The following is an 8,357-nucleotide window of genomic DNA, read 5'->3' as shown; positions in this document are numbered from 1 at the left end:
GAAACTCTCCTGACAGAAGGTGCACCTGCTGCGCCACGGCGAATGGGTGCTGTTACTCGCTACGAAGGGTGGCGTCATCGGCCCGAGCCATCGCGAGAGCGAGGCTTCTCGGCCGCATGTCCTGCCAGTTCTCCTCCACGTACCGAAGCGCGCCGTCCCGGTCGCCCGGTCCCCATGCCACGGTCCAGCCCGCCGGCACCTCGGCGAATTCCGGCCACAGCGAGTGCTGCGCCTCCGCATTCACCAGCACCAGAAACGTGCCGTCCGCATCGTCGAAAGGATTCATGTCCGCCTCCGGTCCGCATCGATGGCCGCAGGAGTCCACAAAGCCTCCGGAAGCGGCGTGGAGAATCCTGCCCGGCGGTGCGGGTGGCGGCCAGAAATTGCCACTTTCCTAAACTGACAGTTGGGGCCCGTCAGCGCGGACACAGGACCGGACCGGCCGGGGTGCAATTCCCCTACGGCGGCGGGATGCGGGAACGGCGGCTACGCGGCTTCGGCCACCGGAATCAGCGACACGATCTGCAGGTCGCTCGTGCTCGGGTCGGTGAGGGTGACCACGTCGACCAGGGTCGTACGGTGGTCGCTGGCCAGCCGGATGCCGCGCCGCGACCGCATGGTACGCCCGGACGGGGGGTGGGCGGCCCACAGGCAACGGGCCTCGGGACTGGTCTGAAGGCAGGCGTCGACGAGCGCGGCGATCCCGGTGTCCTGCGGGTGCAGCGCCTGGGCGATGCGCATCTGGGTGAGCAGCGGCGCCGCCCAGTCGGTGTCCCAGTTGACCAGCCGCCGCCGGGCGTCCGCGTCGGTGAACAGCCAGCGTGGATAGCTGGGATCGGTGCGCAGCCAGGGATAGTAGGACTCGCACACCTCGTTGTGCAGCACCACCCGCGCGTACCGGTCGAGCACGTAGGTCGCCCAGCGTTGCCCCTCGACGAACTGGCGCAGGGCGGTGCCGAGGACGGTCGGGGAGGTGCCGGCCGGCGCGGGTGAGGGCATCCGGCCGATCGCCAGGAGGTACAGCAGTTCCCGCTCGTGCCGGTCGAGTCGCAGCGTCCCGGCGACGGCGTCGAGGAAGGCGTCGGAGTAGTTGGCGCGTACGCCGCGTTCGAGGTTGCTGTACCAGACGACGCTCACCCCGACCAGTTCCGCGACCTCCTCCTGGGTGACGTTGGACCGGCGTCCCCGACGCCTCCGGGCGACCTGGTGGTCATCCGGCGGAAGCCGGTGCCGCCAGGCTTTGACGCAGGCGGCCAACTCGCTGTTCTGGTCCGCCGAGACCTGCCGGATGGCAACCATTTCTCCCTCGTTCTGGCGCAGCCGCCATGAATGTTTGTTTCCAGATCGGGGCCCGGTCGAATCGGGGCACCGGCCACCGTTCACACGACTCCGCAGCGAGCCGAAAGCGGGACGGACCGCTCGGCCACAGTTGCCCGGTACCGGGGCCGGCAGATCCTGGGCAGCATTCGACCAAATGGTCGACAGCCACTCGTGACGCCGCCGGCACAATGCCGGCCAACGGCTGTCACGAATATGGATGCTACCGGCTCCGGACCTCGCCACCAATAGTCATGTTTCGATTGCATCACTGTCTGGTCACTCAGCAGGAAAAATTCGCGCGGATCGCTCCGGCATATCGGACACCTGTCCGTATTGCGCCCCTTGGCCGCGTCCACACGGCGGCGCACTAATTGCCCGTGATCACCGCGTTGGACGGTTAGCAACCCATCCGCAAACCATGGACACGTCACCCTGGGTAGCCCGACGCCTCCGCTCACCGGCAGCGACGGCACCACCTCTCCGGGGCCCGTTCCACCCGTTTCCCACCGGTGCCCACGACCCGCATCACGCCCACGCCCCCGTCCTCGCGGGCCCGGAAACGCACCGCGGAGAAGGCCGTGCCCTGCGTGTCAGAGTTGCCGCGAGAGTGCCGCCGTGGGCGCATATCCCCTGGTAGGGAAGTATTCGATCAACCGGAAAACGGCTGTCGACGGAAACCTCGGAGAAACGAGGGCTGGTTAGCGTTCGCGACCGTTGAACGCTCAATCTCGCTCCGAGGAGAAACCTTTGAAGGTACGAACATCGAGGAGCACGCGCGTGCTCCTCTCGGTGATCGTCGCGGTGACGGCCCCGGTGGCCCTGGCGGGGCCGGCCACCGCGGCGTCACCCACCGCGGTCGCGCCGCCTCCGGCGTCCACGACCGACCTGCCCGACCCGACGGCCCGTGGCCCCTTCGGACACCAGGCCGTCCAGGAGGCCAAACTCGGCCTCGCCAGCATCCAGGAACCGAACTCCTCAGGCGCCGACCCGACGGCCGGGACCGCACAGGCCCCGGAACGGATCGAGATCCGGGGCCAGCTCCACACACCGGACTTCACCCGACGCACCACGCCGTCGCCGGTGCTCGTGCTGGTGCACGGCAACCACGGCTCGTGCGACTCCGGTCAGGACACCGCCCAGCTCACCTGCGCCCAGTTCAAGCACAACGAGAACGGCTACGCCTACCTGGCGGAGAACCTCGCCACCTGGGGCTACACCACCTTCTCGGTGTCCCAGGACCAGCTGATGATGCGGCAGGACAGCAGCAAGGGCAAGGGCATGCACAGCCGCCGGATGCTCATCGCCGCGACCCTGGACGCGCTCAGCGCGGCGAACCGCCCCGGCGGGCTGCCGGTCGACGGGCACACCACCGTCGGCACCACGCTCGCCGGTCGCCTCGACCTGACCCGCATCGGCCTGATGGGCCACTCGCGCGGCGGTGACGCGGTGTCCAGCTTCATCGACTACAACCGCATCCGCACCGACGGCCCGCGGTACCCGCTGCGTGGGGTCATCTCGCTCGCGCCCGTGGACTACGAGCGCAAGGCCCCGTACGGGATGCCGTACCTGTCGATCCTGCCGATGTGCGACGGCGACGTCTCCAACCTCCAGGGCGCGCGGCTGTTCGAGCGCAGCCAGTACGTCAACCCGGGCGACCCCTTCCCCCGCATCCAGGTGGAGCACCTCGGCGCGATCCACAACTGGTACAACACCGTCTGGTACGCCGACGGCGGCGCGGACGGCCAGGCCAACAACGACGCGGCCTGCGGCAACTCCGCGCCGTTCGCCACCAACAACATCCACCCGCACAACCTGCGGCTCAGCGGCGCGGCCAGCTACACCGACCCGGCCCTGAACTACGCCATCGACAACTCCGACCCGCTGAACCCGGCCGTGAACACCAAGTTCTCCGGTGACCCGGCGCGGATGGGCGACCAGGAGAAGCTGGGGCTGGCGACGATGGCGGCGTTCTTCCGCCGCTACGTCGGCGGCGAGGGCGCGTTCCAGCCCTACCTGACAGGTGAGCTGGCGAACACCCCGGGTGGCCTCCAAGTACCGGCGTCGGCCTGCCCGACCAGTCCGTCCGGCACCGCGATCGGATGCAACGAGCGGGTCAACACCAGCTACTTCGCCGCCCCGCAGGAGCGGGTGGACGTGATCCGGCCTGAGGTGGCCAACCCGTTGACCCGTAACGCCCTCGGTGGAACCCTGACCGGCAGCGGCTTCGCCGACCCGTACGCGCAGGCCGCCGGGGTCACCCCGAAACCGGCGACCACCCCCGGCGGGTACGACTGGTGCAACCCGGAGCCGCAGGACTTCGCCCCGGCGCAGCTCGGGAAGACCGGGCTGCCGGCCGCCGCCAAGCCCTGCCCACTGCCGGCGGCGGGCGCGCTCGGCGGGCAGAACGGCACCCGGGAGAACAGCCCCATCAACCACTCCTACGGTCGCCAGCTCACCCTCGCCTGGGAGCCGGGCTCGGCCGCGTCGCTGACCGCCGCGATCCCGGCCGCGTCCGGTGACGTACGGCACCTGAAGGCGCTGGCGCTGAGCGCCGCCGTGAACTTCTTCGACACCCGCAACCCGGGTGCCGACAACCGGGGCGACAACACCCGGGACACCACCGTCAACGGCACCCCGACCAACCCGGTCTGGCCGAACGAGAAACCCACGTCGTACGACCCGGCCTCGACCACCCAGCGGTTCGTGATCGCGTTGCGCGACGCCGCCGGCCGCGAGGGGACCGTCGACGCCGGTGACCCCCGCTGGGGCAACGCCCTGCACATGTCGACCGGCACGAACACCCCGAACACCCACATCGTCCTCGACCAGATCCGGGTCCCGCTCGCCGAGTTCGCGGCGCAGGGCGTCGACGTCGGCGCGCTGGCGAAGCTGGAACTCCGGTTCGGGGTGGGCGACCTGCCGAAGTCCGGCTCGGTCGAGCTGGCCGACGTACGCTTTCAGGAATCCGACGCGGGGGCGCAGCTCCTGTCGGACGGCGACCGGGCCGACGGCGCGGGTCACGGCCCGTCCGCCCTCGGCGGCCCCGACCCGGCGACCTATCTCGCCGGCTACGACAACACCCCGGGCAACGTCACGCTCGTCGACCCGGTGGCGAACCCGCAGGGCAACACCACGTGGACGGTCGACGACGACCGGAAGCAGTGCCCGAACGCCTCGTTCACGTCGATCCAGACCGCCGTCGACTTCGCCTCGCCGTGGGACACCATCGTGGTGTGCGCGGGCGTCTACCGGGAGTCGTCGACGCCGGTGAACCACGCGTCCAACCCGGTGCAGAGCGGCGCGCGCAACGGCCTGACCATCACCAAGCCGCTGAAGATCAAGGGGGCCGGCGCGGACAGGGTGACCATCATGCCCGACCCGTCGCTGGGAAACCTGGCAGGCGACCAGCCGTACCTGCGCGACGGCGGCGGCAACGTGATCACCGTGTCCCGGCAGTCGCTCGGCTCGACCGACACCAACGAGATGTTCCTCGACCTCTCCGGCGTGACCGTCACCTCGGGTGACGTCTGGGCCGAGGCGGGTGTCGCGTTCTTCGGCGCGGCCGGCCGGGTCGCCGACAGCGTCGTCGGCCCGCTGCGGGTGGCGACCACCGAGGCGGAACTGGCCGCGCACCCGCACGGCTGGGGCATCGTCAAGACCGGCATCATCCGGGGGGCGGGCACCGGCACCGTCGAGAGCGAGGTGACCGTCACCGGCAGCGTGGTCAGCGGCTACCAGTCCGGGGGCATCCTCTTCGACGGCGCGCGGGGCCGCGACGGCACCCCCGAGACCACCGTCCGCTCCGGCATCCGCCAGCACGGGTACGTGACCGACACCGTGGTCACCGGCGAGCCGAACAGCCGGTTCCCGCAGACCGGCATCGCGTACACCAGCGGGACGGACGGCTTCGTGAACACCAGCCGGATCACCGGGAACTACTATCCGCCCGCACCCCAGCGGTCGTACGGCATCCTGCTGACCGATGCCGGCACCGAGACGGCCGGGGCGCTCACCGGCACCCGCAACGTCCTCACCGGCAACGGGTTCGCCGTCTACAACGCCAACGCCGACAACACGGCGGTACGCGAGGGCGCACCGTTCGCGCTGACCGGCAGCTACCTCGGTAGCGGGCCACCGGTGCCGGGCGGCCCGGCGGTCCCGGCCACCGGTGTCGAGGCGATCTCCGGCGTGGACGGCACGGGCAGCGCCACGGTCACCGTCACCAAGCGCCGGCCGACGCCACCACCGGCGGTGCCGACCACTGTGGGCCGGGTCGTCGACGCCGCGCCCTCGGCCGAGCTGGCCGACCCGGGACGCGGCGCGGTGCTCCGGGTCGGGTCGACGGTGCACCCGCTGGTGCGCGGCACCGACGACCACGCCATCGCCTCGGCGAGCCTGTTCGTCAACGGCACCCTGGTCGGCACCAGCACCACCGCCCCCTACCTGTTCGACTGGACACCGGCGGCGAAGGACGCCGGCAGGCAGGTCAAATTCCAGGCGATGGTGGTCGACTCGTCCGGGCAGTCGACGCTGTCCAAGCCGGTCGTCGGCACTGTCGACCCGGCGACGCCGGCACCGACCGTACGGATCGACAAGGTGGAGGCCGACCCCGCCTCGGGTACGGCGACGCTCACCGCGACGGTCAACACGGCCGGCACCCTGACCCTCAGCGGGGAGAAGGTCAACGCGGTCACCCGCCAGGTGGCCAAGGCGAACACCGTCACGGTGACCGTGACCGTCGCCCCCGCGTACCGGCAGACGCTGGTCAAGACGGGTCGACTCGACGTGACGTTCACTGTCGGGTTCGCCAACGCGGCCGGCCAGAGCCCGGGTGAGACAGTGCAGGTGACCCTGACCAGGACCTGACGGTCCGGCACCGGAGGGACCCCTCCCGGGTCCCTCCGGTGCCGCCGGAACGCGACGCCCGGCACCACCGCCACGTCATCGGTTCCCGCCCCTGGGCCGCATCAACGCGACCCGGTCACCCGGTCAGCCCGGCTCCCCTGACAGGGAGGTCCGCCGCTGCGAGGCCATGACCAGGGAGTAGACGTGCTCGCGGAGTTCCCCGAAGAGCGGGGTCTGCTTGGTCGCGATCTGGTCGCGGGGCCGGTCGAGGGTGACCGGCAGGTCCGCCACGACGACCGACGGCCCCTGGGACAGCACGACCACCCGGTCGGACAGGTACACGGCCTCGTCGATGTCGTGGGTCACGAACAGCACCGTCGTACCGGTCTCCGCCCAGACCTTGAGCAGCAGGTCCTCCAGGCTGGCCCGGGTCTGGGCGTCGACCGAGGCGAACGGCTCGTCCATGATCAGCATTTCCGGCCGGACGGCGAGCCCCCGGGCGATGGCGACCCGCTGCTGCATGCCGCCGGAGAGCTGCCACGGGTGCAACCCGGCGGCGTGGGCCAGGCCCACCATCTCCAGCGACTCCATGTGGGGGCCGCAGTGTCGGACGAATGAGCCATCGATGAAGTCGAGTGCCCGACGCCAGGATGACAACCCTCGACCGTCCGCGCCGGCGCAGAACTGGCCTGCACCCCCTTGTTCAACCCATCCTCACTACCCAGAGAAGGGCCGTGACGATCCCTTCACCACCCATCCACGACGCGTACTTCCGGGGATCGACGCCACACCGCTGCGCGGCACGCCATCGAACACACCTGCCGGCGCGGCAACGTCAACGGGTTTACATCAGTAGATCTAGATTAATACTCGGCGCTTGACGGCAACCCCGACGGCAACCGGCAGGAACAGGGGACGTCCCTGTAGAGCCGCCCACTACGGTTCGTGACCGAAGCGGGCGGGCCACAATAAAGGCAGGGATCACCTCGGAGATCTTTAGGCAGGCCGCAACATGTCGGGAACCAGGGCTCCGCCCGACACAATTTGGCCATAATTAGTGTCGACGGTCAACGAACGCCTTTGTGCGATTGACTGCACCAGCGCAACAGCGAGATCGGGCGCACGGTAATCGACACTGAAAATGGCGGTCGGCGATTTCGGGACTTGAGGATCTGGCCAATCTTCAAAGATACCGTCAACTTCTGGATTGGACACCTCAACTACATAGCAAAGTTCGTTGCCGCGTTGAAGCGTCAGGACTGCACCCTTGATTGAGACGTCGCCGACCGGCTGCATGAACTCTGCTAGTTCACCCAGGCCAACTGTTTGGTCGTCGACGACCAGCACCACGGTCTCCGTCATGACTTTGGCCCAACCCAGGAAATCAGATCATCCATACTTCTGAAGACCGGAACGCCCAGGTTTTCAATCCCCTTCACGACGCCACCCTTGAGATTCGGACCATAGATCGCTACGCGCCGCCCGCCTGCGCTCGGAAGAATTCGCCCTCCCATTTGGGCAACACATCCCAAGCACTCTCGGAGATTCGGCATCGGAATATATCGACTCAGTTTGGTCGATGGCGGCAACCATCAAGGCAGCGTTCGCCAACCTTAGCTGTCAGGCGCAACACAACTTCCACTCAGAACATCGGATCACTTACGCCATCATCGAGTCTTCGTCGAAACCGAGTTGATCTTCGATACACAGCGCCACTGCGGCATGCCAACGAATCGGGCTTGGCCACGAATCAGTCGTCATCTCCGACAGATACCGATTCGCCTCATCGGATTCAAGCTCACTCAGGGCAAGTATCGCCTTCTGACATAACCAGTAGGCGGGAGCATCAGATTCAAGGGAACGCTTGACGACTCGGAATATCACACCTGCCGCATCGACCACCCTTACCTCGCCGAGGATATCAACAAGATCCTCCTCATTGAGGCCAGCATAGTTCGCCTCAAGCAGGTCCATTATCACCCGTCCGAGACCGGGAGCATGCAATTTCGCGCCCAAGTTCGCGAAACGCCCGACCTTACCCCAGTCGCATGCCGCTGCCGCGACGCGAATCCAGCGCTCCACAGAGTCGACGGCTCCAGGGAATCGCCGCTGGACCGCGTAGGCAACCTCATCAGTAACAGGCCCCCGAGCGAGGTGAGAGTCTACCGCCTCAGCAAGCGCGGCATCATTCC

Annotated in this window: 6 protein-coding genes; 1 reads left to right on the top strand and 5 read right to left on the bottom strand. The window is 68.3% G+C overall.

Annotation, left to right across the window (positions count from 1 at the left end; genetic code table 11):
- Positions 1–52 precede the first annotated feature (52 nt).
- Entirely contained in the window at positions 53–286 is a 234-nt protein-coding gene (locus ACN261_RS14170; protein ID WP_421485748.1) for an MbtH family protein, read from the bottom strand.
- Between the two features lie 200 nt (positions 287–486).
- A complete protein-coding gene (locus ACN261_RS14165; protein ID WP_421485747.1) occupies positions 487–1,299 on the bottom strand; it encodes a helix-turn-helix domain-containing protein in 813 nt (270 codons plus the stop codon).
- Positions 1,300–2,097: 798 nt separating this feature from the next.
- On the opposite strand from ACN261_RS14165, the gene ACN261_RS14160 reads away from it, so the two are divergent.
- Entirely contained in the window at positions 2,098–6,186 is a 4,089-nt protein-coding gene (locus tag ACN261_RS14160) for an Ig-like domain-containing protein (protein WP_425850470.1), read from the top strand.
- Between the two features lie 123 nt (positions 6,187–6,309).
- Here the strand turns inward: ACN261_RS14160 and ACN261_RS14155 are convergent, their stop codons facing one another.
- The 3 genes from ACN261_RS14155 to ACN261_RS14145 all read right to left on the bottom strand — a co-directional run bounded on the left by ACN261_RS14155 (position 6,310) and on the right by ACN261_RS14145 (position 8,139).
- Positions 6,310–6,756, bottom strand: a complete 447-nt coding sequence (locus ACN261_RS14155) for an ABC transporter ATP-binding protein (RefSeq protein ID WP_425850467.1) — start codon at positions 6,754–6,756, stop codon at positions 6,310–6,312.
- Between the two features lie 405 nt (positions 6,757–7,161).
- Positions 7,162–7,527, bottom strand: coding sequence for a hypothetical protein (locus tag ACN261_RS14150; protein ID WP_144081825.1), 366 nt, complete (start codon positions 7,525–7,527; stop codon positions 7,162–7,164).
- Between the two features lie 297 nt (positions 7,528–7,824).
- The gene (locus tag ACN261_RS14145) at positions 7,825–8,139 is read right to left on the bottom strand and encodes a hypothetical protein (RefSeq protein WP_144081826.1); all 315 of its coding nucleotides are present in this window, start codon (positions 8,137–8,139) and stop codon (positions 7,825–7,827) included.
- Positions 8,140–8,357: the final 218 nt, after the last annotated feature.

It is taken from the genome of Micromonospora sp. WMMD723, assembly GCF_049863385.1.
GTDB lineage: Bacteria > Actinomycetota > Actinomycetes > Mycobacteriales > Micromonosporaceae > Micromonospora > Micromonospora wenchangensis.
Note: the sequence above shows the minus strand (reverse complement) of the source record. Positions and strands in the feature narration are given on the sequence as shown.

Excerpts from the sequence above, each read along its gene's own strand:
- ACN261_RS14170 (WP_421485748.1), bottom strand. The coding sequence starts at position 286 with ATGAATCCTTTCGACGATGCGGACGGCACGTTTCTGGTGCTGGTGAAT.
- ACN261_RS14165 (WP_421485747.1), bottom strand. The coding sequence starts at position 1,299 with ATGGTTGCCATCCGGCAGGTCTCGGCGGACCAGAACAGCGAGTTGGCC.
- ACN261_RS14155 (WP_425850467.1), bottom strand. The coding sequence starts at position 6,756 with ATGGAGTCGCTGGAGATGGTGGGCCTGGCCCACGCCGCCGGGTTGCAC.
- ACN261_RS14150 (WP_144081825.1), bottom strand. The coding sequence starts at position 7,527 with ATGACGGAGACCGTGGTGCTGGTCGTCGACGACCAAACAGTTGGCCTG.
- ACN261_RS14145 (WP_144081826.1), bottom strand. The coding sequence starts at position 8,139 with ATGGACCTGCTTGAGGCGAACTATGCTGGCCTCAATGAGGAGGATCTT.